This window comes from Halobaculum rubrum (assembly GCF_019880225.1).
Classification (GTDB): domain Archaea; phylum Halobacteriota; class Halobacteria; order Halobacteriales; family Haloferacaceae; genus Halobaculum; species Halobaculum rubrum.
In genome coordinates this window covers 2321886-2348414 of the sequence record NZ_CP082284.1, presented here as the reverse complement: position 1 = coordinate 2348414, position 26529 = coordinate 2321886, and the positions used below count along the sequence as shown (strand labels likewise).

The following is a 26529-nucleotide window of genomic DNA, read 5'->3' as shown; positions in this document are numbered from 1 at the left end:
GCGATGAACGTCTAGCCGCCGAGGAAGTCCTTGCGGACCTGTTCGTCGTTCAACAGCGCGTCGCCCGCGTCGACGTACGCGTTCTCCCCGTTGACGAGGACGTAGCCGCGGTCGCAGCGGCGAAGCGCCTGCTTGGCGTTCTGCTCGACCATGAGGATCGCGGTCCCCTCGTCGTTGATGCGGTCGATCCGGTCGAACATCTCCTGTACCAGATCGGGCGCGAGCCCGGCGCTCGGCTCGTCGAGCAACAGGAGGTCGGGGTCGAGCATGAGCGCGCGACCCATCGCGAGCATCTGTCGTTGGCCGCCGGACATCGTCCCGGCACGCTGGTCCGACCGCTCGCGGAGGATCGGGAAGCGGTCGTACACCCACTCGATCTGGTCCTCGGGGACCTCGTCGAGGATGTACGCGCCCATCTCCAGGTTCTCGCGCACGGAGAGGCTCTCGAAGATGTTGTCGTTCTGGGGGACGTAGCCGATCCCCTCGTGGATGATCTCCTCGGGCGGGAGGCCGTGGATCGGCGTGTCGGCGAACTCGATAGTGCCGCCCATGTACGACGTCAGCCCGAACACGGACTTCATCACGGTCGACTTCCCGGCGCCGTTCGGGCCGACGATGGTGACGTACTCCCCGTCACCCACGTCCAGGTCCACGTCGGTGAGGATCTGGAGGTCGCCGTAGCCGGCGTCGAGATCCCGGACGCGGAGCAGGCTCTCCTCCGGAAGCGTCGCGTCGGCCGAGCGTGTCGCGCCCGTCGACGCGGTTCCCCCGTCGGCGGCGATCGGTGGTCCGTCGGCCACGTCTTTCGAGGACTCGCGTTGCTCGTCCTCGCTGACCTCACGGGTCGCTCCGCTCCCCGTTCGGTTCGAGGCATCTCTGCGGTCGGCCTCGCCTGTCTCGCGGGTCGTTTCACTGTCTCGCGGGTCGCTTTGCTCCCCGCTCGACTCCTCGGGGCGCTCGCCTCGCTCGCGCCCCGCACTCCCCGTTCGGTTCGAGGACTCGCGTTGCTCGTCCGCACTGGCCTCACGGGTCGCTCCGCTCCCCGTTCGGTTCGAGGCCTCCCTGCGGTCGGCCTCGCCACTCATACGTCGCCTCCGAGGTACGCCTCGACGACGCGTTCGTCGCTCGTGATCTGTTCGGGGGCGCCCTCCGCGAGCACCGACCCCTGGTGCATGACGATGACGTGTTCGCAGTTGTCCATGATGACGTCCATGTCGTGTTCCACGATGAGGAACGTGTTGCCCCTGTCGCGGAGCTCGTGAATGCGGTCGAGCAGCTTCTCCTCCAGCGTGGGATTCACGCCCGCGAGCGGCTCGTCGAGCAACACCACGTCGGGATCGGTCATCAGCGCGCGCGCCATCTCCAGCAGCTTGCGCTGACCGCCGGAGAGGTTGCCCGCGTACTCCTCGGCGAGGTGGTCGATCTCGAAGAACTCCAGTTGCTGCCACACCCGCTCGAGGAGTTCCTCCTCCTGTTCGACGACGCGGTCGCGCAGCCCCGGCACGACCGCGTTGGTGAGCCGTTCGCCGACCTGACCCTTCGGCGCCAGCATCATGTTCTCCAAGACGGTCATCTCCGGCAACTCGCGGGCGATCTGGAACGTCCGTACGAGCCCCTGTTGGGCGATGGCGTGGGGCGCCATTCCGGTGATGTCCGTTCCGCGGAACCTCACCCGTCCGGAGGTGGGCTCGTGCACGCCGGTGATGCAGTTGAACGTCGTCGACTTCCCGGCGCCGTTCGGGCCGATCAGTCCGGTGAGCGACCCCTCCGCGACCGAGAAGCTCGCGTCGTCGACGGCGGTGATCCCGCCGAACGTCTTGCGGAGGTTCTCGACGACCAGCGGATGCTCGTCGACGTCGCGCGCGCCCTGTGCGGTCGCCTGCGACGGCTCAGCGTCGGCGGCGTCGCCGTCCGTCCGGTCGGCCGCGTCCTCGGCGCTCATCGTGCACCTCCGTCGTCGTCGGCGTCACGCCCGCCGTCCGCGACCGCGTCGCCGCCGGCGGACGTGCCGCCTGGACGAGTCAGCGGGATCGCCGCGGCCTCCTCCTTGCGGTGGCCGAGCAGCCCCTCGGGGCGTCGCTGCATGAGCATCACGAGGATGACGCCGACCAGGATGAATCGAAGCGCCGAGACGTTGTCGAGCATGAACGCGAGGAACGGGAGCACCTCTCCCTCGACGAACGGCGCGACCGCCCCCGGGAACGTGCTCGGCGTGTCGCCGAACTCGACGAAGTTGGTGACGACCCGCCGAACGTACACCGGGCCCTCCCAGAGGGCGCCCGCGAACAGCGCGCCGCCGAGGACGCTCCCGGTGTTGGAGCCGGCGCCGCCGATGATCAGCGCGACCCAGATGTAGAACGTGATGATGGGCCGGAACGCGCCGGGGTTGGCGAACCCTTGGCTCCCCTGCCAGAGGATACCGCCCAGCCCCATCAGCCCGCAGCCGAACATGAACGCGACGATCTTGAAGCGGTTCGTGTCCTTGCCGAGCGACTTGGCGACGACCTCGTCCTCGCGGATCGCCTTCAGCACGCGACCGAACGGGGAGTTCCCCGTGCGGACGAGCAGCACGTAGAACAGCGCCACGAACGCCGAGAGCACGACCACGTACGCCCAGTTGCTGATAACGGGCGGCTCGACGGCGAGATCGAGCGTAAACGCCGGCAGCGAGACGATCCCGAGCCACGACGACCCCGGCGGGATCAGCTCGATCCGGAGGTCGCGAAACAGCGGGAACAGGACCGACCCCAGCAGCGCGGGTTCGGCGCCGGCGCCGAATCCCTCATAAAAGAGGAGCCTGACCGGGTTACCCGGCATCGTGATGCCGGTCGCACCGCCGGTACCCGTCGTGACGCCCGCGATCGTGAACTCCTGCAGCGTCCGTGAGTTAAGCGTGAGCCGGATGATCTCCGAGAGCGCGACGGTGACGATGGCGAAGTAGTCCGCCCGCAGCCGGAGCGCCGGCAGCGCCGCGACCAGCCCGACGAAGGCGGCGGCGAGTACGCCCCCGAGGATGCCGATCGGGAGCGGCAGTCCCAGCCCGGGCACCGACGCCGCGCCGGCTTCGGTGGGTGACGACAGGATCGCCATCACGTACACGCCGATGGCCATGAACCCGGCAATACCGATGTTGAACACCCCGGCGTACCCCCAGTGGAGGTTGAGCGCGAGCACCATCATCGCGTACACGGCGGTAAAGAACAGCACCGACCCGAGCGCGCCCATGAACCCGTTGAACGGGAGTCCGAGCGCGACCGCGAACACGAAGAAGACGACGACGACGTGTCCGAGGACGATGAGCAGTTTGTCCGCGTCGGACTCCATCCAGCGGTCCTCGAGCCACGCGACGTACGGCTCCGCGGGCGGCGCCGTGGCGGCGTACAGCACCGCGACGGTGATCGAGAGATAGACGAACCAGACGAGGCTCCCGCCGATCGGGAGCGTGCCGAGATCGAAGCCCGCTACGAGCGCGAACAGCACGCCGCCGACCAGCAGGTGACCCAGCGCGGTCGCCCACGCGGTGGCGCCGCCGTCGCTCCATCGATCCCGGAACCACCCGCGATAGGGGGTCCACCCGGGAATATCCCGATCGGCGTCGTCACCGGCGTCGCTGCCGGCTGCGTCCCCGGTCGAGTCGACGGATTCGGTCGGAGAACTCACGCCGTTGTCACCCCCGAGAAGAGGCCGTCGGGCTTGAACAGCAGCACGAAGATCATGACGCCGAAGGCGGCAACCGTCGAGAACTCGCTGGGGAGCCACACGAGCGAGATGCTCTGTGCGATGCCGATCGTGATGCCGCCGAACATGGCGCCGTAGATGGAGCCGATACCGCCGAGTATCACCGCAGCGAAGATCAACAGGAGGAGCACCCAGCCGAACTGGAAGTTCATCGCCCCGCGCTCGAGCGCGATGAGGTAGCCGCCGGCGCCCGCCAGGCCACCCCCGATGATCCACGTGAACCGAACGACCCGCTCGGTCGGGATCCCGGTGACGCGTGCGAGGTCCTCGTTGTCGGCCATCGCGCGCATCGCCTTCCCGAGCTTCGTGGTCTGGAGGAGGAGGTGGACGCCGAGCATCAGCCCGGCCGCGATGACGACGAGCGCGAGCTGGTGTCCGCCCACCTCGAACCCGCCGGCGATCGCGATGTCGGGCACCGACTGCGCGTCGGTGAGCCCGCGCGTGCGCTGCCCGAAGACGATGTAGATCGTGTATCGCAGCGCCAGCGCGACGCCGATCGACGCGATGAGCAGCGAGATCCCGCCCTCGTCGCGCATCGGCTTGTACACCAGCCGATCGATAACGAGCGAGAGCACGATCGTGGCGATCGCCGCGACGAGCAGCCCCGCGACGATCGCGAGCGGCGTCGCGAACGCCGACACGCCCAGGTCCCTCGTCGAGACGGACCCGATGAACAGCAGCGTCGTGACGTCGAACTGTCCGGCGCCGGCGAACAGCCACGTCACCGCCCAGCCGGAGAACGCACCGGAGGTGACGTAGTCGCCGTGGCCGAAGTTCGCGAAGTTCAGAATACTGTACGTCATCGAGAGCCCGACGCCCGCCAGCCCGATCGAAAGCCCGACCACGAGCCCGTCCCACAGGAACCCGGCGAGCTGAGCGATCGAAAGGCCCCCGGGCGCCGCGATCTGACGGACGAGATCCAGCGCCAGAAGCGCGACGATGCCGACGACGAGGAGGACCGACGGTCGAGAGGTGACGAGGTCCCTGCCGCGTGAGTACGTTTCGCTAATGCCCATTGATATTCCTTCTCACGAATCGAGAGGTAGCCCGACCCACTTAACCATTCTCTCACCCGCATCTCAGCGTCGTCGAGTCGACATGAACGACGGACGGGCACAAGGGCCAAGCCCGACGCGACCGTCCCGATCGATCGGATGCCTGCCGATCCCTCGGACGCCGATGCCCGGGACCGCCTTCGGTTCGACGGCGGAGGAACCGGACCGGGCGGGAGCGGACCCGGCGAGAACGCCCTCGGCGAGTGTGAAGACGACGGCGTCACGATCGAACGCGGGACGATGGACGACGTCGATGCGGTAGCCGACCTCTGGGTTGCCCTCGCGGACGGGCAGCGGTCGTACGGCACACACCTCGTCGCGGCGGAGAACCGCCCCGACGCGGCCGACGCAGCCGCGCGCGCGGTCGTCACCGACGGGCTCGTCGTCGCTCGGGCTCCGGATCCGAACGACACGGACTCCAAGCCCGGAACCTCGGACGCGACGGATCCGGACGCCGCTGACGCGACTGGCAGTTCGTCGGGATCGGAGGCGCCGACGATCGTCGGGTTCGTGACGTTCGGCGTCGAGTCGGGTCGCTACGATCTCGACGTGACCCGCGGGGTCGTGTACAACCTCTTCGTTCGCGAGCGACACCGCGGCGCCGGCGTCGGGTCACGGCTGCTTGCGGCCGCGGAGTCGGCGCTCGCCGACGCCGGCGTCGACGTGATCGCGCTGGAGGCGATGGCCGGCAACGAGGACGCGAGACGGTTCTACGAGCGACACGGGTACCGTCCCCACCGGGTCGAGCTCGAGAAGCCCGCTCGGGGGAATCGAAGCGATACCGATTAACCGGAGGACACAGTACCACCCCAGTACGCGCCGGGGGAGCATGGGCGGTGCATGCACTCGACTTGTAATCGAGACTTCGCGGGTTCGAATCCCGCCCCCGGCTGTTCTGCCGAGCGAAGCGAGGTGAACGGCCGCCGGAAGGGATTCGAATCAGGGAGTGACGCAGATTGGAACGACCGCGGGTCGAATCCCGCCCCCGACTCTCTGGGAGCGGTTCGAAGCCGAGAGCGCCGACTCGATAGGCGAACTCGGGCTGCTCCCCGCCCCGCCCGGAATAGCGATCAACGGCGTCGGTCGGTGACTCGGATCGTCACCGGCCCGTCCGGCTGCGTGGTCATCTGCGGCGAGACGTCGAGCGATCCCGTCGCCTCGATCCGATACCGTCGACACACCTCCGCCAGCGTCGCCTTCAACTCCAGCTCCGCGAGGTGTCGTCCGATGCAGATCCGCGGGCCACCGCCGAACGGGACGAACGAGTAGCCCCGATCTCGGGGCGTCGTTGACGCCCACCGCCTCGGGGCAAACGTCTCGGGATCGTCGTACTCCCGCGGGTCGCGGTGCAGACACCACGTGCTGAGCAACACCGTCTCGTCGGCGGGGATCGTGTGCGCGTCGAGCGTGACCGGCGCTTCGGTAACGCGCGGGATCGCGTGGACCGGCGGGTACAGGCGCATCGTCTCGTGGATCACGCGGTCGAGGACGGGCAGTTCCTCCAGATCCGCCGCGGACGGCGGGCCGTCGAGCGTTTCGTCGAGTTCGTCGAACACACGCTCGGCGACCGCGGGGTTGGCCCCGAGCAGCTGCAGCGCGAACGTCAGCGACAGCGCCGTCGTCTCGTGGCCCGCGAACACCATCCCGACGACCTGATCGAGCACTTCGGCCTCGTCGACCCCCGAGTCGGGGTCGTCGCGCAACGTCGCCAATTTGGCGAGCAGGCTCCCCTCTTCCGGTTCGTCGCCGCCCTCGGCCAGCAGCGAGCGCGCGTGATCGCGCATCCGTGCGACGCCGCGGCGGAACGACCGCCGAGCCGGCGTCGGGACCCACGCGGGGAGTACCCACGAGGTCGGCTCGAACCACAGGTTCAGTGCGTGCGCCGTCTCCGCGAGTTCGTCGAGCTCGTCGGCCGTCGGCGCGTAGCCGAGGACCACCTCGAACAGGTTCCGGAGCGCGAGCGACCGCATCTCCGTGTCGATCCGAACCGTCGACCCGTCCGTCCACCGCTCGGCCCGCCGGCCCGCAAGCGAGACCATCGTGTCGGCGTGCTCGCGGATCCGAGTCGGGTCGAAGAACGACTCCATCGCGTGGCGCTGTCGCCGCCAGCGGTCCCCCTCGACCGCGAGCAGCGCGTCCCCGAACGCGATCGAGAAGTCGTCGAGCTTTCCGAACGACTCGCGATCCAGCAGCGCCGTCTCGACGTGATCGGGGTGCGCGAGGACGTACACGTCCGCCCCGGGAAACCGCATCCGGAACACGTCGCCCGTCGTCCGGGCCGACTCGCGGACGAACCCGAACGGGTCGCGGACGAACTGCACGGCGTTTCCGAACACCGGGATCCCCGGCGGCGACGGCGGGAGGTCCCTTCGTTCCGGCATGGATTCGATCGGCGGCGGGCCACTGACAAAGCTGTCGGACGACTCGGCCGGCGCTGTCGAGTTCGGGCGCCGGCGGAGCGAAAAACCGGGTGGGTGGGTCGAGCCCACCCGTGGGGCCGAAACCGGATGACTACGCCCGAAGGCGCGGTCGGGGTCAGTGCGGTGCGATGGCGAACCGTCGGCGTGGGGGCGCGTTCGGCAGCCGTCCGAGCGGCGTCGGCGGGCGCGTGATTCCACCGGTGCCGAGCGCTGCTCGACCGGTACTCGCGTCGAGGGAGGCGACGAACCTCGTCCGCGAGTGGTCTACCCGACGGTCGACTCGACTATTGTTATCAGCTGTATATCCTCGGGATCTGGAGCGGCCTCCGGTGCGTCCACGGGGCCGGCGTGTTCGCTGCGGTGGGACTACCGTGTGCGTTCCGAGCGTCGACGGGGCCGGGTCACGGCGTCGTCACCGCAAAAATGGGTGACCGGACGGAGGGTCCGGGTCCGTTGCCGTAGTGTCCATGCTGGGCCAGTCGCGACCGTCGGCGGGTCCGAACCGGCGGGGTGGTCGCCGGGGGTCCTCGCGGCCGGCGCGGGGGGCGCACCGCCGCGAGCGACTGTTGAACGTGTCGCGAGCGGCATTGTAACGTGCCGTATAACCGTGGAGACGCGCCCCGACTGGGGGTGCGTCACCTCTGACGAGGGGACACCACCCGGGACGCGGGTGCGACCGTGACGGAACGATTTTGACGCGTCCGCCCCCGTCGTACCGCGTGCGACAGGCCATCCATGGCACGACCGTCCGCGGCGTCGACGTCGGGCCGGAGACTCGGTGCGTCCACTACGACGGACCGACCGACGTGATCGCCTTACGGTTCGGCTGTTGCGAGCGGTTCTTTCCGTGCGCCGAGTGTCACGACGCGGTCGCGGACCACGACCCCGAGCCGTGGCCGCGCGACCGGTTCGGCGAGCCCGCGGTGCTGTGTGGCGCCTGCGGGTCGACGCTGTCGGTCGAGGAGTATCTCGACGCCGAGTTCGCCTGCCCGGCGTGTGACGCCCCGTTCAATCCCGGTTGTGCGGCCCACTACGACCGGTACTTCGAGGGCGTCGAGCCGAACCGATCGTAGGCGTGGGCGACGCCTCCGCGATCGGACCCGCGGTCGTCCCCGGCGGCTTACGCGTCGATCTTCTCGGCGAACGTCTCGCGAACCTTGTCGATCTTGGGCTGGGCGTGCATCGAGCAGTAGGCGTCGTTGGGGTTCTTCGCGAAGTAGTCCTGGTGTTTCTCCTCGGCGCGGTAGAACGTCTCCAGCGGCTCCAGTTCGGTGACCACGTCGTCCTCGTATCCGCCCTCCTCGTCGAGCGCCTCGATGTATGACGCCGCGGTCTCGTGCTGGTCGTCGTCGTGAGACAGCACGATCGACCGGTACTGGGTCCCGACGTCCGGTCCCTGCCGGTTCAACTGCGTCGGGTCGTGGACGGTGAAGAACACCTCCAACAGGTCCTCGTAGGTGATGACGCTCGGATCGTACGTCACCTGGACGACCTCCGCGTGTCCCGTCGAGCCCGAGCACACCTCGCGGTACGACGGGTCCTCCGCGTGCCCGCCGGCGTAGCCGGACGTGACGTCCTCGACGCCGTCGATCTCCTCGAACGCCGCCTCGATACACCAGAAGCAGCCGCCGCCGAACGTCGCAGTCTCTGTCATAGCCAGGATCACGGTCGCGAGAAGTATGTACCTGCCGTCCGCGACGACCTCGGGGAGTCGATCAGTCCCCGCCGTCGCGGCGCCTGGCGTGTCAGACACCAGCGAGCAGTCGCCGGAGGAAGCGGTCCTGATTGGGGAGGTCCTCGCGCCCGGCGCGGTCGTCCGATAGCGCGAGCCACCGAAGGACGACCACGAGGTCGTGCTCAGGGTCGACCCAGACGACGTTCTGTCCGTGACCGAGCATCGCGTACGCGGACTCGGGTGCCGACGGCCACAGCGTTCGATCCGTGTTGAGCCACAGCAGGAAGCCGTAGTTCGGGTTCATCTCGCAGGGGTCGGTCGCGTGTTCGACCCACTCCTCGGAGAGCAGTCGCTGATCCCCCCACCGACCTCGATTCAACAGGAGGTGACCCGCCCGCGCGAGGTCGCGCACCGAGCCCCAGAAGCCGCCGCCCCAGTGGCCGCCGCCGGAGACAGACTGCATCGTTCGTCCCTCGATCTGCACGTCGGAGTTGTGGTAGCCGTGCCACTCCCACGTCCGGGTCGCGCCGGCCGGATCCAGCACCTCGTGGGCGAGCACGCGCGGGAGCGGCTTCGCCCACAGGCGCAGCAGCGACAGCGCGAGGCGGTTGATCCGCACGTCGTTGTACTCCCAGTGGGTGCCCGGATCCTCCAGGTCGCGGTGCTCGCCCTTGCCCGGACCGCCGGTCTTGCCGACGCCGCGGTTGCGGTCGATGCTGTCCGGGCGATCGAACAGCGTGCCCTCCCACTCGCTGGTCTGCTGCAGGAGGTGGCGCCAGGTGATCGGCGCGTTCTGCGCCGAACCGAACCCCGAATCGGGACCGTGGCCCTCGCTGTCGGCCACGCGCTCGTCCAGTTCGAACAGCCCGCGGTCCCACGCGGCGCCCGCGACGATCGAGAGGAACGATTTCGCGACCGAAAAGGAGTGGTCGACGCGGCGGGTGTCACCCCACTCGGCGACGAGCCGGCCCTCCTTCAGGATCAGTCCCGCGGGTCCGCCGCGGCGGTCGGGCATCGGCCCGAGCGTGTCCCCCAACTCCCCCTCGGACTCGTCCCACGGCTCCTGGTTCGAGAAGTCGTACGCGACCTGTTCGGGCGGCGTACCGGTCGTCAGGTGGAACTCGACGGCGTCGCGGACGGCGTCGGCGTCGAGGCCGACCGCCTCCGGGTCGGCGGCGTCGAAGCCGTCGTCGCCGGCGTCGGGGAACTCCATGCGCCTCGGTTCCGCCCGCGGGACAAAAACCGACGGGAGCCGGCGGGCGACGCCGGGGACCGGATCCGGCAGGGGGAGTCGCCACGCGAACCGACTGACGGAACCGGAGAAACGGGCGGACTTACAAGGGCGCTCGAAGAAGTGCGGGGACATGAGCGATCGCGACCCCAGCGACGACAGCGAGGACCCGAACGCGGAGGTTCAGTACCACATCGAGGTGGGTCCCGACGACGTGGCCGAGACGGTCCTCCTCCCGGGCAACCCCGGGCGTGTCGACAAGGTAACAGCGCTGTGGGACGACTACGACGAGAAGGCCTCCCACCGGGAGTACCGCACGGCCACCGGAGCCTACGACGGCGAGTCCCTCTCGGTCACCTCCACCGGGATCGGCTCCCCCTCGGCGGCGATCGCCGTCGAGGAGTTGGCTCGCGTCGGCGCCGACACGTTCATCCGCGTCGGCTCCTGCGGCGCCATCCAGGAGGGAATGGAGGTTGGCGACCTGGTGATCACGTCCGGCGCGGTCCGCCAGGAGGGAACGAGCAAGGAGTACGTCCGCGAGGACTACCCCGCCGCCGCCGACCACGAGGTCGTCTCCGCGCTCGTCGCCGCCGCCGATCGCCTCGGATACGACTACCACGTGGGGATCACCATGTCGGCCGACTCCTTCTACGCCGGGCAGGGCCGCTCCGGGTTCGAGGGGTTCGAGGCCGCCGGCAGCGACGCGCTCGTCGACGAACTGCGCGAGGCGAACGTGAAGAACATCGAGATGGAGGCCGCCTCGATCCTCACCATCGCGAACGTGTACGGCCTCCGTGCCGGCGCCGTCTGCGCGGTGTACGCCAACCGTGTCACCGGGGAGTTCCGCACCGAGGGGGAGTCGCGGGCGGCCGAGTGCGCCAGCCTCGCCGCCGCGTTGCTCGCGCGGATGGACGAGGTGAAACGGGAGGCGGGCGTCGACCGCTGGCACGCCGGCCTGTCCCTGGAGTAGCCGGGACACCGACCCGTCTCGGCCGCCGGAATCGCCCGTTGCTGGCGGTTTCAACACGCATTTATCCTCCGCCCGGGAACACGTCTTCATGAGCCAGCAGGTCGTCGTCGTCGGAGCCGGGTACGCCGGCGCCGGGACGGTGAAAGCGTTCGAGGACGCGATCGAACCGAACGAGGCCGAGTTGACGTGGGTGTCGGACACCGACTACCACCTCGTGCTCCACGAGGCCCATCGGGTCATCCGCAAGCCGGAGGTCGAGTCCAAGGTCGCCATCCCGGTCGAGGAGATCAAAGGCGACGACACGGAGTTCGTTCGGGGCCGCGTCACCGAGGTCGACGCCGATGAGCGCGTGGTCCACACTCGCGACGGCGACGAGATCGAGTACGACTACCTCCTCGTCGCCGTCGGCTCGGCGACGGCGTTCTTCGGGATCGACGGGCTTCGTGAGCACGCGCTCACCCTCAAGACGCTCGACGACGCCCGCGAGATCCACCAGGCCGTCAAGACCGCCGGGCAGGAGGCGACGACGACCGAGCCCGCGAAAGTGCTGGTCGGGGGCGCCGGCCTCTCGGGGATCCAGTCGGCCGGCGAGATCGCCGAGTACCGCGACGACCACAAGGCCCCAATCGACATCGAGATCGTCGAGGGGCTCGACTCCGTGTTCCCGAACAACGACCCCGAGGTGCAGGGGGCCATCCGGAAGCGCCTCGACGGGAAGGACATCGCCGTCTCGACGGGCGAGTTCATCTCGAAGGTCGACGAGCACGCGGTCTATCTCGGCGGCGCCGAGGCGGAGTACTACGGCGAGGACGGCGACGGCGACGCGCCCGCAAAAGAGGACATCGACTTCTCCGAGGACCTCGTGATGGAGTACGACGTGCTGCTGTGGACCGGCGGTATCACGGGGCAGCCGGAGGTCGAGGACTTCCATCTCGATGCCGACGAGCGCTCCAACCGCGTGTACGCCGAGTCCACGTTCGAGACGAGCGACGACCGCGTGTTCGCCATCGGCGACACCGCGCTCGTCGACCAGGGCGACGACGACGTCGCCCCGCCGACCGCGCAGGCCGCCTGGCAGGCCGCGGAGGTCGCCGGCGAGAACCTCGCACGCGCCGTGCGCGGCGCGCCGCTGAAGTCGTGGCGCCACGAGGACAAGGGGACGCTCATCTCCGTCGGCGAGGAGGCGGTCGCCCACGACGTGAAGGGCGGCGGCGTCGAGTTCCCGATCAACACCTTCGGCGGCCCGGCCGCCAAGGCGCTGAAGAAAGCGGTCGCGAGCCGCTGGATCGCCGACGTCTCCGGGTACGGGCGCGCGCTCAACGCCTGGAACGACATGTAAGATCGGAGATACAAGCAGATCCACCGCGCGACCCCGTCACTTCTCACGACCCGCTTTCGCGGGCCGCTTCGCCGTCGTCTCCGTGAGTCACTTCTCGCGGTTGTCGAGGTGCCGACTCCGGGCGTGGCCACGCAGCACGTCGGCCACGAACCGCACGGTCGCTCGCGTTCGCTCGCGGATCCGGTCGAGCCCGCTCGGTCCTCCTTCGGCAGTTCGGTCGTTCGCCATCCGTGATCACTTCGGGGTGGGTACTCCCCGTCGGTTCGCGATCAGTGCTCGGGCGGTTCCGACGGCGCCTCCATCCCGTCGAGCTTGAGGATGAGCACCGAGGCGGTGTCGTCCTTCCCGTCGACCGTCCCGTCGATGACGAGCTTCGACAGCGGGGTCGGCCCGACGCTGACGGAGTCGCCCTCGTGGAAGTCGCGCACCGATCCCTGGACGTGGATCTCCGCGCGGCACAGTTCGGGGTGGTGGACCGACGTGAGGTTGATCTCCTGGACGTTCACGTTCTCGAGACGGTCGCCATCGTGAAACAGCGGCGTCGACGCCGGTTCGTCGAGGTTCTGCAGGTCCAGCGCCTCGAAGGCGGTCGCGGTCGGCTTGTACCCGCCCTTCGGTCCGGGTACGCCCTCGACCAACTGGAGGGCCTTCAGGCTCTGCATCTGGTTGCGGATCGTGCCGGCGTTGCGGCCGACGGCGTCGGCGATCGTCTCGCCTTTGACGGCGTCCTCCTCCTCGCGGTAGAGGTTCACCAGTTCGTTGAGGATCTTCCGCTGACTGTCTGTAAGCTCGATGGACGACATTTGCTCAATGTCCTCCGGGAACCCGCATAAAACCACGGACCCGGAACACCCGAGAGAGTGATCCGCACGGATTCGGTCGGTTCGACGGCCGGGACGTGCGGTTCGATCGCCGGAAGCCGCCGCCGGCTTTCGATCGGATATCGGCAGGTGTCTCCAGATCGAAGGCGGTTCGATGTCCGCCGATCGAGGCGCCCTCAGCGCATCAGTCAACCGATACCGCTTTTTGCGTGGGCTGGCCCATCCCGAGTATGAACGACGCACGCGTGCTGGTCACCGGCGGCGCGGGGTTCATCGGATCGAACCTCGCGAACACGCTGGCCGCGGCCGGCAACGACGTGATCGCGCTCGACAACGAGTACCTCGGAACGTCCGAGAACCTCTCCGAGGACGTCGAGTACCTAAAGGCCGACGTGCTCGACGACGACCTCCCGACGGACGTGGACGTCGTGTTCCACCTCGCGGCGCTGTCGTCGCGGCAGATGCTCGAGGAGAACCCCCGGCAGGGCGCTCGCGTCAACATCGAGGGGTTCGTCAACGTCGTCGAACAGGCCCACGCGGACGGCTGTGACACGGTCGTGTACGCGTCGACCTCCTCGGCGTACGGGAGCCGGACGGAGCCCAGCCCCGAGGACATGGATCTCGAGGCGTCGACGGGCTATGACGCATCCATGCTCGGGCGCGAGCGCTACGCGGAGTACTACAACGACTTCTACGACGGCCTGACCTGTGCCGGCGCGCGCTTCTTCTCGGTGTATCAGGGGTACGGCGGCGCCGAGGGGCACAAAGGCGAGTACGCCAACACCGTCTCGCAGTTCACCGACGACATCGCCAACGGCGAGGCGCCGGTGCTGTGGGGCGACGGCTCCCAGACGCGCGACTTCACCCACGTCGACGACATCGTCCGCGGACTGGAGGCGATCGCCGACAACGAGCTGGCCGGCGTGTACAACCTCGGGACTGGCGACCCGTACTCCTTCAACGAGATGATCGAGCTGATCAACGACGCGCTCGGCACCGACGTCGAGCCGGAGTACGAGCCGATCCCGCTGGAGAACTACGTCCACGACACCTGCGCCGACATCTCGAGGATCCGCGAGGCCACCGGCTGGGAGCCAGAGATCGACTTCGAGGAGGGTGTCCGGCGGGTTTGTGAGCCGTACCTCGACGGAACGTAGGCTCGCCCGTCCGCCCCGGTCGATCAGCTATCCGTTCCGCCGTCCTCGCCGCTCGCTCCCTCGCTGTTGTCTCCGCCACTGTCGTCGATGTCGGTCGCATCCCCGTCGGCGCCCCTCTCGTCAGTCCCGGTATCGACAGCGGACCCGGCCGTCGCTCCGGCTGGGTCGGTGACGTCGTCGGCTCCGTTGCTGCCGCCGGTCGGGTCTGTGTCGTCGGCTCCGTCGCTGCCGCCGGCCGAGTCTGGGTCGTCGGCTCCGTCGCTGCCGCCGGTCGGGTCTGTGTCGTCCTCCTCCGACCCCTGGCTGTCGTTCCCTCCGCTGTCGGTCCCCCGTGTGATCGATAGGTCCGGAAGGACGGATCCGTCCTCCCCCGCCGAATGCCGCTCGTTCGAGTGGGACCCGGCGGGCGGGGGCGCGTGGTACGTGTAGCGGTACGTCCCGTCGACGACGTGGAACTCCTCCGCGTCCGGCGTCTTGAGCACGGCGTTGTCCGTGTCGATCGCGAGGTTCACCAGGTCCGCGAGCGACGACGCCTCAGCGGGGCGCCCATCCGCCGACGCCGGCGGGATATCGACGGAGACGATCCACTGGTCGAACTCCGAGCGGTCGTCCAGGTACTCGAGGCGAGCACGTTCCGCCTCCGTGAGTGCGGGGCGTCCGCGACCGGCGATGTACCCTACTGTCCCGATTGCGACGACGCCGACGAGAAGCGCTATCGGCCCGCCGATCGAGCGGACGGGACCGTACTCGCGTTCCACCCGTTCGGTGACCGTCCGTTCGACTGACTCCTCGATCGGGCCGGGATCGGAGACCGTGTACGTGTCGCCGTTCAGTTCGACGGGGAGGCGACTCGAGAACGAAAGTCGGCTCGTCGCGCCGTCGGCGGTCGTCCCCCGGATCGCCACGTCGACGACGACGGCGACGGTCGTCTCACCGGGCGTCGAGCCGATCCCCGACTCGATCGCGGCGATCCGGTCGGCGACGTCGGTGGTGTTGATCGAGAACGCGACCGTCGCCGGCCCGTCGGCGGTCGTCGAGTTCAGTGGTCTGCTGTCGCTCCAGTAGGTCGTCTCCTCGTCGGCGGATTCGATCGACAGCGTCGTCGCGAGTTCCACCGACGTGTTCCCCTGAAGCCCGGGAGCGGCGACGGTGAACCTACCGTCCAGCACCGGGGTGGCGGAACGGAAGTACGTCGATCGGTTCGTCAGCGTCGTTCCGATCGGATACAGCGGGTTCGCGCGGACGACGGTCGCCGAGTGGTCGAACGACCCGGTCGCGGTCCACACCGTGGTCGTCCGCTCGACGGTCTCCGTCTCCGAACCGACGTGTGCCGTGTACGTCGCCCACGCACCGGCACCGCCGACAACGAACGAGACGACGAGTAGAACCGCAAGCCACGACGATAGGGCCGACCGAACGCGGAGTCGCGTGGCCTCATCCATCACTGCTCCGTGTGGTGGCGTTCTTGATATGTCTGTTGGTCAATCGGTCATCGAGTCAGCAGCCGCCGTATCCTGGCGGCGATCGGCCGGTCGTAGCGTGCGTCCCGCGAACGGATCCGGGTCCGACCGCCGTCGATGAGCAGACGACCGAGCCCGTAGATTCCTCCGCCGAGCATCGCGTCGATCGCGACGATCGGAAGCCACGGATGGGCCCTCGACAGATCGCGGATCAGCGGTTCCGGGAGCACCGCGAGATACCGATGTTCGGCGACGTATCGCCGATAGTAGCCCGTCTCGTCGGGTGCCGAGAGCGTGATCGATACCGTCGATTCCCCGCGACCTTCCACGAACACGTGTTCCGGGGAGACTGCGACACCGTCACTTGCGGGACGGACGTAGCTGTGAACGGGGACCAGTCCGGCGTTCGGGACGCGGTACTCGATCGTCGAAGCTCCTCCCTGCCTGATGACCGTGGGGTTCTCGGAGTCGAACTCGGCGCTCACGATCCCGAACTCCTGGGTGCCGGCGGGCACGACCATCGCGGCGGTGGCCGAGACGACGACCATCGCCGCGAGGCCGACGAGGATCAGCCGCGTCGAGACCCCGTCGTCGCGATCGGTCGAGCGTGTTCGGTCGGGGCCGTCGGCGGGGCCGCCTCGGAGCAGGTCGACGACGTACCCGAGCGCCGAAAGCGCCAGGACCACGTAGGCGATTCCCTGCGTGCCCAGCAACGATCGACTCCCGACGGTGGCCGCAAGCCACCGCTGTGCGCCGGTGAGCAGTCCGCGGATCCCCATGACGGCCGTCCCGAGTTCCGGGATCACGACCACCGTGCCGCCGACACGGAGGGCGTGGGCGACGATCTGCGCGTCCTTCACGGGCGGCTCGGAGCCGTCCTGATCGGTGAACGGGTTCGCGTCCCCGCGAGTGACGTAGCCGCGCTCGGTCTCGCCGACGACCCGGTGGGTGGTGAGGCCGCCGCCGTTCAGTTCCTGCGCGTCGAAGGTGACCACGTCTCCCGGCTCGGGATCGCCAGCGACGGCGGCGGGGACCGCGATGAAGCCGTCGCCGGGCTCCATCGTCGGGGCCATGCTCCCGGTCTCGACGTAGCTGAGGAGGATCGGCTGCCCGAGCAGTTGCCCGGCGACGAGGGAGACGACGACGACGACCAACAGGAGTTCCGAGCCGAGCGTGAGGAGTCGTCGGGCGTCCATTCGCGTCGATGACGTGTTCGTGTCACGAGATAAGTATCCTCGGGTCACGGCGGCGCCGTCCCGCCACGGTCACGCATCCCCGTCGAGCACCTCGGTCGCCGCGACGAGGTACGCGACGAGAAACGCGAGGCAAAACCCCAGTAGATGGACGTACGTGTTCACGACGGCCGTGCCGACGCGGAGATCCGAGGGGAACCCGACCACCGGGTACCCGGCGAACACCACCGCCCCCAGCGCGAACAGGTCGACCCACCCGGAGCGATACAGCGTCGCGTGGGGCGGGCCGTCGCGGAGCGCAGTGGTCCCCGATACCGCGTACCCGAACGCGCCGAGGGCGGCCACACCCGCCACCGCCGTCGCGACGCGACTCGCCGTCGGAACCAGCAGCGCCGCCGCGGCCAGCGCCGACAGGAACCCGGCGGGCGCGTGCCGGACGCTCACGGCGGGGTGGAGTCGACGGCCCGCGTACGCCGCCAGCATGACCGCGAGCAGCCCGGCGAACGCCATCGTCACACCCGAGAAGCCGTATCCGACGGCGTTTCGGGGAACCGCGAGGTTCAGGGCCGACAGCACCGGCGGGAACGCGAACAGGTACGTCGTCGCGGCGAGGCCGAACAGTCGTCGTTCATCGGCGAGTACCGCCAACACGTAGCCGAGTCCGGCCAGCAGCACGTAGCCGGCGACGTTGGCTACCAGGTGTTCGAGCGAGCGGTGGACGAAGTGAGCGGTGAAGGCAGTGAGGACGGTCGGCCGGCGGTACGTGAACGCGAACTCCATCCGCGTCTCGGGCGGGAGGAGAAACACGGCCGCGAGGACGACCGGGACGACCGAGAGTGCGACGCAGTCGACGAACCGGATCTCCCGCCGGAGTGTCGACCAGAAGCGATCGGGTGTGTCGGTCATCGGTAAGTCGGGTGCGGTCTGTCGGGGAGGGTCATCGACGCGGTTGTTTGCGGTGTCATGCCAACCGACATAACGGTTCGGTCCACGGGCCCGGGGACCGGCTCATCGGGAGATCCGCCGCACGAGCACGACCAGCGACGCCGTCAGCGCCGCCAGCGACGCGAGTCCGGCGACATCGACGAGTCCCAGTCCGGCGGGCTCCTCGACGGGAGCATCCGTCACGTCCGCGGCCACGCCGTCTGCGGTCCCCGCTCCGGCCGACTCGCCGACCGTGTCGACAGATTCCGAGGGTTCCGCGGTCCCGGCGTCGCCCTCGACGGTCAGCGTCCCGACACTCGCCCCGTCGACGGCGACCGCGTAGTCGCCGGTCCCGTCGGGGGTCACCTCGAACGTCACGGACGTCGACTCGTTCGCGTCGAGGTCGACCGTCCGCTCGGCGACGGGCTCGCCGTCGAGCGTGAGCGTCACGGTTCGGGTCCCCGCCGTGCGGCCCTCGTTCACGACGCGTGCGGTCACGGTCGCCGATCCGGTGGCGGCGACGGCGTCGGTCGACAGCGACGCCTCGGCGACGCCGATCGACGGCCGCAGCGCCGCGACGGTGAACGTCGAGAGGTCCGCAGCGTCGGCCTCGAAGACGACGCGCCCGTCGCGCTCGCCGACGACGCGGACGGGCACCGTCGCGGTCTCGCCGTCGCGCTCGCGGAACACAGCCAGGTCGTCGAGGGCTATCCCGCGTTCCTCGAGGTGATCCCGGTCGACACTGAAGCGGAGCGTCGCGTCCTCCACGGAGCTCCCGTCCGTCTCGGTCACCGCGACGACGCCGAGCGCCTCGACGCCGACCGAGTCGCTCGCCGTCCCGGGGGCGCCGGCGGTGATATTCAGCGAAACCGTCGAGCTGTCGGCGGCCGTGACGTCGATCGCGTCGAGCGTGAGGTTCCCGGGGCCGCCGTCGATCGCCATCCCGTCGAGGTCGACGGTGACCGGGCCGGCCGTGGGCGGGTCCAGGATCGTGACCGATCGCTCGGCGTCGCTGCGCGCGAACTGCTGGACCGCCGCCCCGTCGTCCCCGTCGTCCCCGGCGTCGGCCTCATCGCCGTCGTCGGTGTCCGCCGTGCTCCCGACGCCGGCGGCACCGATGCCCCCTGTGCCGCCGCCCCCGTCGCCGCCGCCGTTCACGTCCTCGGGGTCGGCCACCTTCGCGTGCACCTGCATGTCGTCGATCAGCCCGTCGGGCGTCTCGCCGGTCGTGTCGACGACGATCCCGACCGCGACGGACCCGTTCGGCCCGAGGGTGACGTTGGCCGACTCCGACTCGATGGGGTCGCCGCGGGCGACGAGCGTCACCTGTTCGGAGCCGTGTGTGATCCACACGTGCGCGTACCGGGAGCCGTTGTATCGGATCTCGAAGACGTTCGAGATCGTGGTGACGCCGTCGTCGTTGACGCCCTCGCCGTCGACCTCCGTGTTCGTCGCGGTGAGGTCGACGACGAGTTCGTCGTTGTCGTCGAGGTAAGCGTAGTCGCCGTTGGGGTCGTCGGTGGGCGAGAGGTCAACGTCGTTACCGATCGGGTCGACGGCGAGCGAGAACGAGGCCGCGGCTGACGGGAACACGAGGGCTCCCGCGAGGGCGAGCGCCGCGAGGGCGGCCGCGAGTCGTCTCATTTCGGGTGGTCGGTCGGAAACCCACCGGCGGAATCGAACCGCCGTGGAGCCGATGTGGGTTTGTTAGCTACTCAGTCGTCTGTCGCGACAGCATTGATCATCAACGACACATCGTATTCCTCGGCTTGGACGGGGACGCCGTAGGTGTCGATCTCCAGCCCACAGAGGAGTTGATCGCCGACACCGAGCGGATCTGAGGGATCGTTCTCAGTCAACAGGTTACCCGTCTCCACGTCGAAGATCGTGACCGACGGCTCGTTGCTGGTCGAGGACTGCGTACTGTACACCTTGACGGGTTGCGTCCCGTGGTTTGTGATTCCGAACAGTCCCGTTTCGCCGCCTTCCGCGTCCTGACCGAAGCGGTAGACTGAGTCCGTACCGAGACCTTCTGGGTCCGTCGGATTCCCGCTCGGATAGCCGTCCTCATCGTCACCGGGAATATTGAACTTCAGAGTGCCACCGTCGATCTCGGACCGTTCACCACGGCCACGCTCGTTCAGCCTGAGGAACGCGTAGGCGTCGTCGGTGACGTCGACGGAGACCGAGCGTTCAGCGCTGACACTGGTGAACGCCCCAGTACTGAGCGCAAGGCTCGTTCCACCAACGAGCGTTCCGAGACTAGTTAGTAATCTACGCCGCTTCATAATTTAGATGGTGAGGGGAGTTCGTGTTAGTTCCCGCTGTCGGCTTTGAAGGTGATGGTCCCTCCCTGAACTTCGGACGGAGAGACTCCTGCCGGGATGTAGACGCCGATGTCTTCGAGGGTCTCGCCGGGGGTGAGAGTAACCTTGCCCCAGTTTCCGCTGCCGTCGACGTCGAATCCGGTACCTTTGTCGTCGTCTTCGGAGTAAATCCCCAGGAATCCTCCATTGGATGCGACCAGGTCGGATTCGATCCAGAATTCAACGTCCTGAGTCCCGTTGTTCGTTACGTCGAGCAGGCGATCGAAGACCGTTTTCGCGTTCTTGTTGATCCCTGACGCCGACGAGAATGAATTGTCGTCAGCTTGGGTGAAGTCAAGGCTGACCTGCCCGTTGTCGATCTCGACGTACTCCTTTGCGTTCGCGTACGTGTTCCCGTCACCGTCTTCGGCCTTCGTGATACTGAGGAAGGCGTTCGCGTCTCCCGCAGTTTCGATACTCAGACCACGATCCGCGGTCACACTCGTGAACGCGCCGGTACCTACTGCAGCGGCCGAGCCGGCCGCGAGCGATCCAACACTTGCGATGAACTTTCGCCGTTGCATAGTCGTTCACGCACACCGTTTCGGGGGTGTGCTCACTCACCCATACCACGGGGGACATTACTGTATTGACGTGACTGAGCGACATCAGGTTCGGATTGTGACACCGACACGCCGACGCTGAGGCGGCGAACGGACCGCGATATCGACCCGAACGCGCCGATCTACGAGATCCGACGTAGAGACGCTCCCGAACCGCGATCCGACAGCTCAGGCCGCGATTGAGAACGTGGTCATCCGGAGAAATCGCGTCGAGAAACGAGAAATAAAACCGAGTTACCACTCCGGATACTGTCCTCATATAAATTAATTCGACCGCGTGATGACAAACGAAAATAACGAACACACTTATCTGCAGCTAGGTGTCAGACATATGTAGACATTATGTCGGGAACGAGGATGTCTGGTGGGGCCGATTCCGCCGTACAGCCAGTGGGGCCCGGGGACGAGGAGGCGGACTCGCCCGGCGTCTCCGAGGACGAGATCTTCGACGTCCTCGCGAACCCGCGGCGTCGGCATGCCCTTCACGCGATCGCGGGCGAGGAGGACCGGACCCACGAGCTCGGCGATCTCTCCGAGCGCGTGGCCGCGTGGGAGAACGGTATCGAGGTGGCGGAGGTGAGCTACGACGAGCGCAAGCGGGTGTACACCGCGCTCCAGCAGTCGCACCTCCCGCGGCTCGACGAGGCGGGGCTCGTCGAGTTCGACAAGGACCGCGGCACCGTCGACGCCACGCCCGCGCTGGAGGACGTCGAGATCTACCTCGACGTCGTCCGAGGCAGGGAGATCCCGTGGAGCGAGTACTACCTCGGGCTCTCGGGCGTCTCCGCGGCGCTGCTGGCGGCCGTGTGGGTGAACGCCTTTCCGTTCACGCTCGTCCCCGACCTCGGGTGGTTCGCGTTCGTCGTCGTCGCCTTCACCGTCTCGGCGGCCGCGAACCGCTACTACTCGTCAGACATGAAGCTCGGGAGTGACACCGAACCGCCGGAGCTCGATTGACTCATGAGGGGAACCGCGCTCAGGCTCGCGCTGCTGGTCGTGATCGTCACGGGCCTGAGTGTCGGGACCACCGGATTCTCCGCCGTCGAGGCGGACCGGACGGTCTCCGTCAACGTCGTCGAGAACGACGAGGCGTACGTGGGCGTCGTCGCCTGCGAGATATCGAACAGCAACTCCGGCAACGGCGCGTCGCCGGTTCGCGTGTGGGTGACGAACCGCTACACAGAGAGGCTGACCGTCGAGGAGATCACGAGCGACGACGCGGTTCGGACGGGCAACGGTCAGCCGGCCGGCGGCGATCTGGGTCCCGGCGTAGACAAACGGTTCAAGGAACAGTTCTCGTCCTCGGTCGATACCGTCACCGTCGCGGTAACGGCCGACGGCTTGGATGTGACGGTCACACGGACGGTCGCCCCGAAGGCACACTGTCCGTCCGCGACGGACGACGACAGCGAGACGACGAATACGTCGACCACCACGACCGGCACCGCCACGAACACGTCCGAATAGCGTCGACGCCCTGCCACCGACGCCGTTTTTTCGGAGCCGACCCCACGGGTCGATATGGCATCCCGCCGGCCGTACGACGACACCAAGTCGCTGGTCGCGGCGATCCTCGGGATCCCCGCGCTCGCGGCGCTCGTCTACCTGCTGCTCGTGCTCGTCAACGTCGTCTGGCGCGACTTCGGGATCGCCGCCGGCGCCGTCGTGTTCGCCCTCGGTTTCGTCGCGCTCTCGTACGGTTCCTACCGCGCGGTGGAGCTGGTCCGGGCCTCGGGCGGACGCTGATGCCGTGACGGTCGGTCAGCGGCAGTCGCCGGATGTCGCGTCCGGCCGAGACGGACCGACGGCGTCGTCGAATCGACTACCAACCTTTACACTATTGCGAGTAAACTCAGTACACATGAGCCGGAACTACGACTCGCTCCACGACCCGAACGCGGAGTACACGATGCGGGAGCTGTCCGCCGGGACGATGGGCGCGACGGCGAAGCGAGGCGGCGGCCGCGACGTCGAGATCACGGACGTGCAGTGCACGATGGTGGACGGGAACTTCCCGTGGACGCTCGTGCGCGTGTACACGGACGCGGGCATCGTCGGAACCGGGGAGGCGTACTGGGGCGCGGGCGTCCCGGAACTCATCGAGCGGATGACGCCGTTCCTCGTCGGGGAGAACCCCCTCGACATCGACAGGCTGTACGAGCACCTCGTCCAGAAGATGTCCGGCGAGGGGTCGGTCGAAGGAGTGACCGTCACCGCCATCTCGGGCATCGAGGTCGCGCTGCACGACCTCGCGGGCAAGATCCTGGAGGTGCCCGCCTACCAACTGCTGGGCGGGAAGTACCGCGACGAGATGCGCGTCTACTGCGACTGTCACACCGAGGAGGAGGCCGACCCCGAGGCGTGTGCCGACGAGGCCGAGCGCGTCGTCGACGAGCTGGGCTACGACGCGCTGAAGTTCGACCTCGACGTGCCGTCGGGCCTCGAGAAGGACCGCGCGAACCGCCACCTCCGTCCGGGCGAGATCCGCCACAAGGTCGAGATCGTCAAGGCGGTCACCGAGCGCGTGAAGGACAAGGCCGATGTCGCGTTCGACTGCCACTGGACGTTCTCCGGCGGCAGCGCCAAGCGCCTCGCGGACGCCATCGAGGAGTACGACGTGTGGTGGCTGGAGGACCCGGTTCCGCCGGAGAACCTCGAAGTGCAGGAGGAGGTCACCAAGTCCACGGTCACGCCGATCGCCGTCGGCGAGAACCGCTACCGCGTGACCGAGGAGCGCCGCCTCATCGAGAACCAGGCGGTCGACATCGTCGCGCCCGACATGCCGAAGGTCGGCGGGATGCGCGAGACCCGCAAGATCGCGGACGTGGCCAACCAGTACTACGTCCCGGTCGCGATGCACAACGTCTCCTCGCCGGTGGCGACGATGGCGAGCGCGCACGTCGGCGCGGCGATCCCGAACTCGCTGGCCGTCGAGTACCACTCCTACGAGCTCGGCTGGTGGGAGGACCTGGTCGAGGAGGACGTCATCGAGGACGGCTACATCACGATCCCCGAGGAGCCCGGGATCGGCGTCACGCTCGACATGGACGCCGTCGAGGAGCACATGGTCGACGGCGAGACGCTGTTCGATCCGGCATAGCCGGAGCGAACCGTCGGGACCTCCTCCCGAGTAGTCCGACGGGGTGTGTGGGGTCCCGCTCGGCCTCCACTCCTCGCGCTTGACCGTACCGGCGGCGATGGACCCGAAGGCCAGCGAGGAAGTCGACGACTCCGACTGGACGGTGACCGCCTACATCTCCGAAAGCATCGTCCCCGAGGAGCCGGAGGCCCGGACGTCGAGGTTCCACCCTGCCCACAACAGCGAGGCGACGAGCAGGAGAACCGAGGCGGGCCGTAGCCACGCGATCGCCGTCAACGCGGCGCTGGTCGCCTGCAGCCCGAGCACGATGAACACCAGCGGCCCGCAGCAGGCCGTCCCAGACAGCAGCGCCGGCAGCCCGGCCGCGAGCCCCGACGCGGGCGAGATGTCGCAGACGGCCGGCCGCCGCCACGCCAGCGTCGACAGCGCCAGGTTCGTGCCCACGAGCAGACCGATGGCGACTGCGACCGCGAGCGTCGCGGGCACGAACAGGTACTCGACGGGACCGAGCGCGACGAGCGCGACCCCCTCCCCCGAGAGCGCGCGCGTCAGCGGCGTCGCGACGACGGTCGCGGACACGAGGCCCTCCCCGCCCCCACGGGTTGCCCGCGAGGCGACGCCGAGGTCGCGGACGGCGACGGCGTACACCAGCGCGTAGCCGACCGTGGACGCGACCAGTACCGCCGCCGCGACGCGGTCGGCGAGCGCGGCGACCAGCCCCCGACGGGTCCGCGCTAGCGCCGTCATCGCGACGGCGGCGGGGCCGCGCGATCCCCCGCCCCCGTGCTCACGCGACATACGCGGTCTCCGGATAGAACCCGCCCCACGCGTGCCACATGGCGTCGAGAGCGTACATCCGCTCCAGCGGCAGATCGCCCGCGCGGTGCGTTTCGCCGTCGACGACGAACAGCCCCTCGCGGTCGTCGTCCGGTTCGACGCTCTCCCCGCCGGACCGGTACACCCACCCCGTATCGAGACCCGGATCGTACACCGCAAGGAGAGCGTCGGCGTCGGCTCCGGCGTCGCCGTCACCTCCATCGGCCCCGCCGGTGTCGCTCCCACCGTCGCCGTTCGCACCACCGCCGTCGGTTTCGAGCACCCGCTTCTCCCGGAGCGTGGGTTTGTCGAACGCGACCGCGCGGTCGGCCGTGCGGGCCCCGATCACGACGCGCTTGGGCTCGTCCAAGGTCGCCGCCCAGCCCTCGTCGAGCGGCGAGAACAGCGTCCGGCCGCCGCCGTAGTAGCCGCTCGTGGGGTTGTAGTTGCCGTAGGGGTCCGAGCCGTAGCGCTTGGCGTAGCCGGTGTCCTCGGTGAGCACTTCGGTGTCGGGGTGCGCCTCGCGCCACCGTCCCCACGTCGTCCACGTCAGCCCGACCTCCCGGAGCTGGTCGCCCTCGCGGGGACCGTCGACGGCGGTGGCGAGCACCTGCGGCCACCGGGAGTCGGTCGCGCGGTCGTACATCACGAGGTTGCTGTTCACCAGCTTTCCGGAGACGCCGAGGGTGGTGTCGCCGCGCTCGAACCCCATGGCGGTCCCCGTGAGCGGACAGTAGGTGACCGCGACCGGCGTCCCGTCGAGCGTGTCGTTCGTTATCTCGTGCCAGACGAGCACGCGCTGGGTGTACGCCTTCACGTCCGCCTCGCCGGCGTAGCCGAACACCACCTCGTCGTCCGCGAGGGGGACCTCACCGGCGGGCGCGAACGAGGGGTCGTCGACCGACGGGATCCCGTCTTTGTCCGGGCCGCCGCTGACTGTCGCTTCCCGGAGCCGGTCGTGCGGCCAGGGCTGATACAGCGTTCCGTCACGCGACGGCGGCCCCGAGGCGCCATCGGTCCCGACGGGGACGGCCCCGCGTCCGGGAACCCTGTCGAGACATCCCGCGACGGCTGCGACACCCGCGAGTCCGAGGGACCCGAGTAGGCGTCGTCTCGTGAGATAGTGTGACATACTAACACGAACGGTGGGCCGGGCAATAGTGGCAGTCCGGTCGTGCGGGACGGTCGCACGGATTCCGAGGGCGTCCTCCGGGTCGCCGTGGGCGCGACGCGTCACTCGCCGTGTGACTCCCCGACTGCTCGGCGATCGTGTGACCCACCGATCGCGGGTCGGATTCGAGTACCTCGATCCCGTCGCCGACGGCGACCGGGCCGGACTCGACGACCTCCGCACGAATGCCCCCGCGCCGTCCCGTCGACGCCCGAGCGATCCCACCCCCGTCGTGACCGGCGCCGCGGACGGGGACGTTGCGGCGATGTCACCCGTCGGTGAGGTCGATCCCGAGGTCGCGGCGGGTCGGTTCCGGGACCGTGGCGTCGACGGGCGTGACCGGATAGCCGTCGAACGGGGCGTAGTACCCAGCTACCCGGGGTGAGCGGTCGCCCTCGACGCCGCCGGGGACGAGCGCGATGCTGTCGGTGTTCGACCATCGGCTCCGTCTCGGCGGAAGCGGTGTACAGGGCGTCGACACCGGCGGACATCGGGTGACCGTCGGCGGGAGCAAAGACGAACGCTGCCCT

At 68.6% G+C, this 26529-nt stretch carries 27 protein-coding genes and 1 tRNA gene; 10 read left to right on the top strand and 18 right to left on the bottom strand.

Translation table 11 applies throughout. The features are described 5' to 3' along the window. Window positions 1-11 precede the first annotated feature (11 nt). From K6T25_RS12115 to K6T25_RS12100, 4 genes are all read right to left on the bottom strand, one after another. On the bottom strand, window positions 12-710 hold the full coding sequence (locus tag K6T25_RS12115; RefSeq protein ID WP_225917852.1) for an ABC transporter ATP-binding protein: 699 nt from the start codon (window positions 708-710) through the stop codon (window positions 12-14). A gap of 371 nt (window positions 711-1081) precedes the next feature. Further along, window positions 1082-1942, bottom strand: coding sequence for an ABC transporter ATP-binding protein (locus K6T25_RS12110; protein WP_222914419.1), 861 nt, complete (start codon window positions 1940-1942; stop codon window positions 1082-1084). Then, the gene (locus K6T25_RS12105; protein ID WP_225917743.1) at window positions 1939-3660 is read right to left on the bottom strand and encodes a branched-chain amino acid ABC transporter permease; all 1722 of its coding nucleotides are present in this window, start codon (window positions 3658-3660) and stop codon (window positions 1939-1941) included. Before K6T25_RS12105 ends, K6T25_RS12110 begins: the two co-directional genes overlap by 4 nt. Further along, window positions 3657-4754 (bottom strand): branched-chain amino acid ABC transporter permease, encoded by a 1098-nt coding sequence (locus K6T25_RS12100; protein ID WP_222914417.1) that lies wholly within the window; start codon window positions 4752-4754, stop codon window positions 3657-3659. Before K6T25_RS12100 ends, K6T25_RS12105 begins: the two co-directional genes overlap by 4 nt. A gap of 138 nt (window positions 4755-4892) precedes the next feature. Here K6T25_RS12100 and K6T25_RS12095 point away from each other — a divergent pair, with 138 nt between their 5' ends. Together K6T25_RS12095 and K6T25_RS12090 are read left to right on the top strand one after the other, a co-directional pair. Continuing rightward, complete coding sequence (locus K6T25_RS12095; RefSeq protein ID WP_425600869.1) at window positions 4893-5582, top strand: GNAT family N-acetyltransferase; 690 nt, start codon at window positions 4893-4895, stop codon at window positions 5580-5582. A 29-nt stretch (window positions 5583-5611) separates the two neighbouring features. Next, window positions 5612-5685 (top strand) — tRNA-Thr (locus K6T25_RS12090). A gap of 178 nt (window positions 5686-5863) precedes the next feature. Here K6T25_RS12090 and K6T25_RS12085 read toward each other — a convergent pair. Then, the gene (locus K6T25_RS12085) at window positions 5864-7174 is read right to left on the bottom strand and encodes a cytochrome P450 (RefSeq protein ID WP_222914415.1); all 1311 of its coding nucleotides are present in this window, start codon (window positions 7172-7174) and stop codon (window positions 5864-5866) included. A gap of 758 nt (window positions 7175-7932) precedes the next feature. Here K6T25_RS12085 and K6T25_RS12080 point away from each other — a divergent pair. Beyond that, window positions 7933-8286 (top strand): CHY zinc finger protein, encoded by a 354-nt coding sequence (locus K6T25_RS12080; protein WP_225917742.1) that lies wholly within the window; start codon window positions 7933-7935, stop codon window positions 8284-8286. A 47-nt stretch (window positions 8287-8333) separates the two neighbouring features. Here the strand turns inward: K6T25_RS12080 and msrA are convergent, their stop codons facing one another. Further along, window positions 8334-8873, bottom strand: a complete 540-nt coding sequence (gene msrA, locus K6T25_RS12075) for a peptide-methionine (S)-S-oxide reductase MsrA (RefSeq protein ID WP_222918031.1) — start codon at window positions 8871-8873, stop codon at window positions 8334-8336. Between the two features lie 85 nt (window positions 8874-8958). After that, window positions 8959-10101: a serine hydrolase domain-containing protein gene (locus K6T25_RS12070; RefSeq protein WP_222914414.1), complete on the bottom strand. Its 1143-nt coding sequence runs from the start codon at window positions 10099-10101 to the stop codon at window positions 8959-8961. A gap of 151 nt (window positions 10102-10252) precedes the next feature. Here K6T25_RS12070 and K6T25_RS12065 point away from each other — a divergent pair, with 151 nt between their 5' ends. Further along, entirely contained in the window at window positions 10253-11089 is an 837-nt protein-coding gene (locus K6T25_RS12065) for a nucleoside phosphorylase (protein ID WP_222914412.1), read from the top strand. 88 nt (window positions 11090-11177) lie between these two features. Beyond that, window positions 11178-12428 (top strand): NAD(P)/FAD-dependent oxidoreductase, encoded by a 1251-nt coding sequence (locus K6T25_RS12060; protein WP_222914411.1) that lies wholly within the window; start codon window positions 11178-11180, stop codon window positions 12426-12428. Window positions 12429-12515: 87 nt separating this feature from the next. Here the strand turns inward: K6T25_RS12060 and K6T25_RS12055 are convergent, their stop codons facing one another. Next, on the bottom strand, window positions 12516-12656 hold the full coding sequence (locus K6T25_RS12055) for a hypothetical protein (RefSeq protein ID WP_222914409.1): 141 nt from the start codon (window positions 12654-12656) through the stop codon (window positions 12516-12518). A gap of 41 nt (window positions 12657-12697) precedes the next feature. Then, a complete protein-coding gene (locus K6T25_RS12050) occupies window positions 12698-13231 on the bottom strand; it encodes an HTH domain-containing protein (protein ID WP_222914407.1) in 534 nt (177 codons plus the stop codon). Window positions 13232-13479: 248 nt separating this feature from the next. On the opposite strand from K6T25_RS12050, the gene K6T25_RS12045 reads away from it, so the two are divergent. Continuing rightward, entirely contained in the window at window positions 13480-14406 is a 927-nt protein-coding gene (locus tag K6T25_RS12045; RefSeq protein ID WP_222914406.1) for an NAD-dependent epimerase/dehydratase family protein, read from the top strand. Window positions 14407-14429: 23 nt separating this feature from the next. Here the strand turns inward: K6T25_RS12045 and K6T25_RS12040 are convergent, their stop codons facing one another. The 6 genes from K6T25_RS12040 to K6T25_RS12015 all read right to left on the bottom strand — a co-directional run bounded on the left by K6T25_RS12040 (window position 14430) and on the right by K6T25_RS12015 (window position 20873). Then, window positions 14430-15848, bottom strand: a complete 1419-nt coding sequence (locus K6T25_RS12040) for a DUF5305 domain-containing protein (protein WP_222914404.1) — start codon at window positions 15846-15848, stop codon at window positions 14430-14432. A 47-nt stretch (window positions 15849-15895) separates the two neighbouring features. Next, entirely contained in the window at window positions 15896-17062 is a 1167-nt protein-coding gene (locus K6T25_RS12035) for a signal peptidase I (protein WP_222914403.1), read from the bottom strand. A gap of 69 nt (window positions 17063-17131) precedes the next feature. Then, complete coding sequence (locus K6T25_RS12030; protein ID WP_222914401.1) at window positions 17132-17965, bottom strand: hypothetical protein; 834 nt, start codon at window positions 17963-17965, stop codon at window positions 17132-17134. Between the two features lie 102 nt (window positions 17966-18067). Beyond that, window positions 18068-19627: a PGF-pre-PGF domain-containing protein gene (locus tag K6T25_RS12025; protein WP_222914399.1), complete on the bottom strand. Its 1560-nt coding sequence runs from the start codon at window positions 19625-19627 to the stop codon at window positions 18068-18070. A gap of 71 nt (window positions 19628-19698) precedes the next feature. After that, window positions 19699-20271, bottom strand: a complete 573-nt coding sequence (locus tag K6T25_RS12020) for a hypothetical protein (protein ID WP_225917741.1) — start codon at window positions 20269-20271, stop codon at window positions 19699-19701. Window positions 20272-20297: 26 nt separating this feature from the next. Next, window positions 20298-20873, bottom strand: coding sequence for a DUF1102 domain-containing protein (locus tag K6T25_RS12015; RefSeq protein ID WP_222914397.1), 576 nt, complete (start codon window positions 20871-20873; stop codon window positions 20298-20300). A gap of 396 nt (window positions 20874-21269) precedes the next feature. Between K6T25_RS12015 and K6T25_RS12010 the strand changes: the two genes are divergently transcribed. The 4 genes from K6T25_RS12010 (at window position 21270) to K6T25_RS11995 (ending at window position 24012) form a co-directional block, all read left to right on the top strand. Then, window positions 21270-21869, top strand: coding sequence for a DUF7344 domain-containing protein (locus K6T25_RS12010; RefSeq protein ID WP_425600868.1), 600 nt, complete (start codon window positions 21270-21272; stop codon window positions 21867-21869). A 3-nt stretch (window positions 21870-21872) separates the two neighbouring features. Next, complete coding sequence (locus tag K6T25_RS12005) at window positions 21873-22379, top strand: hypothetical protein (protein WP_222914393.1); 507 nt, start codon at window positions 21873-21875, stop codon at window positions 22377-22379. A gap of 54 nt (window positions 22380-22433) precedes the next feature. After that, window positions 22434-22658, top strand: a complete 225-nt coding sequence (locus K6T25_RS12000) for a hypothetical protein (protein WP_222914392.1) — start codon at window positions 22434-22436, stop codon at window positions 22656-22658. A gap of 115 nt (window positions 22659-22773) precedes the next feature. Further along, window positions 22774-24012, top strand: coding sequence for a mandelate racemase/muconate lactonizing enzyme family protein (locus tag K6T25_RS11995; RefSeq protein WP_222914390.1), 1239 nt, complete (start codon window positions 22774-22776; stop codon window positions 24010-24012). Window positions 24013-24162: 150 nt separating this feature from the next. On the opposite strand, the gene K6T25_RS11990 is transcribed toward K6T25_RS11995, so the two are convergent. From K6T25_RS11990 to K6T25_RS11980, 3 genes are all read right to left on the bottom strand, one after another. After that, the gene (locus tag K6T25_RS11990) at window positions 24163-24810 is read right to left on the bottom strand and encodes a hypothetical protein (RefSeq protein ID WP_222914389.1); all 648 of its coding nucleotides are present in this window, start codon (window positions 24808-24810) and stop codon (window positions 24163-24165) included. Then, window positions 24800-25960 carry a DUF3179 domain-containing protein gene (locus tag K6T25_RS11985; RefSeq protein WP_222914387.1) on the bottom strand — a complete coding sequence of 387 codons (1161 nt, stop codon included), beginning with the start codon at window positions 25958-25960 and terminating at the stop codon, window positions 24800-24802. Before K6T25_RS11985 ends, K6T25_RS11990 begins: the two co-directional genes overlap by 11 nt. 307 nt (window positions 25961-26267) lie before the next feature. After that, entirely contained in the window at window positions 26268-26480 is a 213-nt protein-coding gene (locus tag K6T25_RS11980; protein ID WP_222914385.1) for a hypothetical protein, read from the bottom strand. Window positions 26481-26529: the final 49 nt, after the last annotated feature.

What these genes read in the sequence shown, in the direction of transcription:
- K6T25_RS12030 (WP_222914401.1), bottom strand. Translation starts at nt 17,965, where the DNA reads ATGACCGACACACCCGATCGCTTCTGGTCGACACTCCGGCGGGAGATC.
- K6T25_RS12095 (WP_425600869.1), top strand. Translation starts at nt 4,893, where the DNA reads ATGCCTGCCGATCCCTCGGACGCCGATGCCCGGGACCGCCTTCGGTTC.
- K6T25_RS12010 (WP_425600868.1), top strand. Translation starts at nt 21,270, where the DNA reads ATGTCTGGTGGGGCCGATTCCGCCGTACAGCCAGTGGGGCCCGGGGAC.
- K6T25_RS12040 (WP_222914404.1), bottom strand. Translation starts at nt 15,848, where the DNA reads ATGGATGAGGCCACGCGACTCCGCGTTCGGTCGGCCCTATCGTCGTGG.
- K6T25_RS11995 (WP_222914390.1), top strand. Translation starts at nt 22,774, where the DNA reads ATGAGCCGGAACTACGACTCGCTCCACGACCCGAACGCGGAGTACACG.
- K6T25_RS12100 (WP_222914417.1), bottom strand. Translation starts at nt 4,754, where the DNA reads ATGGGCATTAGCGAAACGTACTCACGCGGCAGGGACCTCGTCACCTCT.
- K6T25_RS12110 (WP_222914419.1), bottom strand. Translation starts at nt 1,942, where the DNA reads ATGAGCGCCGAGGACGCGGCCGACCGGACGGACGGCGACGCCGCCGAC.
- K6T25_RS12015 (WP_222914397.1), bottom strand. Translation starts at nt 20,873, where the DNA reads ATGCAACGGCGAAAGTTCATCGCAAGTGTTGGATCGCTCGCGGCCGGC.
- K6T25_RS12035 (WP_222914403.1), bottom strand. Translation starts at nt 17,062, where the DNA reads ATGGACGCCCGACGACTCCTCACGCTCGGCTCGGAACTCCTGTTGGTC.
- K6T25_RS12020 (WP_225917741.1), bottom strand. Translation starts at nt 20,271, where the DNA reads ATGAAGCGGCGTAGATTACTAACTAGTCTCGGAACGCTCGTTGGTGGA.
- K6T25_RS11985 (WP_222914387.1), bottom strand. Translation starts at nt 25,960, where the DNA reads ATGTCACACTATCTCACGAGACGACGCCTACTCGGGTCCCTCGGACTC.
- K6T25_RS12060 (WP_222914411.1), top strand. Translation starts at nt 11,178, where the DNA reads ATGAGCCAGCAGGTCGTCGTCGTCGGAGCCGGGTACGCCGGCGCCGGG.
- K6T25_RS12065 (WP_222914412.1), top strand. Translation starts at nt 10,253, where the DNA reads ATGAGCGATCGCGACCCCAGCGACGACAGCGAGGACCCGAACGCGGAG.
- K6T25_RS12085 (WP_222914415.1), bottom strand. Translation starts at nt 7,174, where the DNA reads ATGCCGGAACGAAGGGACCTCCCGCCGTCGCCGCCGGGGATCCCGGTG.
- K6T25_RS11990 (WP_222914389.1), bottom strand. Translation starts at nt 24,810, where the DNA reads ATGTCGCGTGAGCACGGGGGCGGGGGATCGCGCGGCCCCGCCGCCGTC.
- K6T25_RS12050 (WP_222914407.1), bottom strand. Translation starts at nt 13,231, where the DNA reads ATGTCGTCCATCGAGCTTACAGACAGTCAGCGGAAGATCCTCAACGAA.
- K6T25_RS12000 (WP_222914392.1), top strand. Translation starts at nt 22,434, where the DNA reads ATGGCATCCCGCCGGCCGTACGACGACACCAAGTCGCTGGTCGCGGCG.
- K6T25_RS12025 (WP_222914399.1), bottom strand. Translation starts at nt 19,627, where the DNA reads ATGAGACGACTCGCGGCCGCCCTCGCGGCGCTCGCCCTCGCGGGAGCC.
- K6T25_RS12045 (WP_222914406.1), top strand. Translation starts at nt 13,480, where the DNA reads ATGAACGACGCACGCGTGCTGGTCACCGGCGGCGCGGGGTTCATCGGA.
- K6T25_RS12005 (WP_222914393.1), top strand. Translation starts at nt 21,873, where the DNA reads ATGAGGGGAACCGCGCTCAGGCTCGCGCTGCTGGTCGTGATCGTCACG.
- K6T25_RS12070 (WP_222914414.1), bottom strand. Translation starts at nt 10,101, where the DNA reads ATGGAGTTCCCCGACGCCGGCGACGACGGCTTCGACGCCGCCGACCCG.
- K6T25_RS12055 (WP_222914409.1), bottom strand. Translation starts at nt 12,656, where the DNA reads ATGGCGAACGACCGAACTGCCGAAGGAGGACCGAGCGGGCTCGACCGG.